Raw genomic sequence first — 1064 nt, 5'->3', positions numbered from 1 at the left:
TGAACCGCGCCGGGTTTGCCGGAGGCTCCAACTTCTGAGAAAGTGGAGCCGATATGAGCAAGACAACAAACAAATTTTCACCTGAAGTCCGCGCCCGAGCGGTGCGAATGGTTTTGGATCACGAAGGCGAACATTCCTCGCGATGGGCGGCAGTTTCCTCGATCGCCGCCAAGATCGGCTGCACGGCGCAGACGCTCAATGAATGGGTGAAGAAGGCCGAAGTGGACAATGGTTCCCGGCCCGGCCTCCCAAGCGACGTCGCCGAGAAGATGAAGGCTCTCGAGCGGGAGAACCGGGAGCTTCGTCAGGCCAATGAGATATTGCGCAAGGCGTCTGCTTATTTCGCGATGGCGGAGCTCGACCGCCCATTGAAACGATGATTTCCTTCATCGACGAGCACCGCTCGGTGTTCGGGGTCGAGCCGATCTGCAGGCTGCTGCCGATTGCCCCATCCACCTACTATGAGAACATCGCCAAACGTGAGGACGTGGACCGCCTGTCGGTCCGCGCCCGAAGCGACATCGCCTTGAAGATCGAGATACGCCGTGTCTTCGAGGCGAACTTCCGCGTCTATGGCGTGCGCAAGGTGTGGCGGCAATTGAAGCGGGAGGGCTTCGACGTTGCCCGCTGCACCGTCGCTCGACTCATGAGATCGATGGGCCTTCAGGGCATCATCCGCGGCAAGCCGGTCAAGACGACGGTCTCCGACAAGACGGCTCCGAGCCCGCTCGACCGGGTGAACCGCCAGTTCAAGGCTCCCGCACCGAACAGGCTCTGGGTTTCGGATTTCACCTATGTCGCCACCTGGCAGGGTTTCGTCTACGTGGCCTTCGTCATCGACGCCTTCGCCCGCCGCATCGTCGGCTGGCGGGTGAGCCGGACGGCACATGCCGGGTTCGTCCTCGACGCTCTCGAGCAGGCGCTCCATGAGCGGCGTCCCGTTCATGGCGGCGGCCTCGTTCACCACTCGGACAGGGGTGTCCAATACGTCTCGATCAAGTATTCGGAGCGGCTGGGCGAAGCGGGCATCGAGCCTTCCGTCGGAAGCGTCGGCGACTCTTACG

The 1064-nt window shown here is 62.0% G+C and carries 1 pseudogene and 1 other annotated feature; the pseudogene reads left to right on the top strand.

The annotated features are described in order from the left end of the window. Nucleotides 1-53: 53 nt before the first annotated feature. Nucleotides 54-1064 (top strand): annotated as a pseudogene (locus tag ATB98_RS00015) (IS3 family transposase); the annotation flags it as partial. Beyond that, nucleotides 335-451 (top strand) — a sequence feature (AL1L pseudoknot). Its footprint overlaps the pseudogene before it by 117 nt.

Origin of the sequence: Sinorhizobium saheli, from assembly GCF_001651875.1 — a bacterium.
GTDB lineage: Bacteria > Pseudomonadota > Alphaproteobacteria > Rhizobiales > Rhizobiaceae > Sinorhizobium > Sinorhizobium saheli.
Note: the sequence above shows the minus strand (reverse complement) of the source record. Positions and strands in the feature narration are given on the sequence as shown.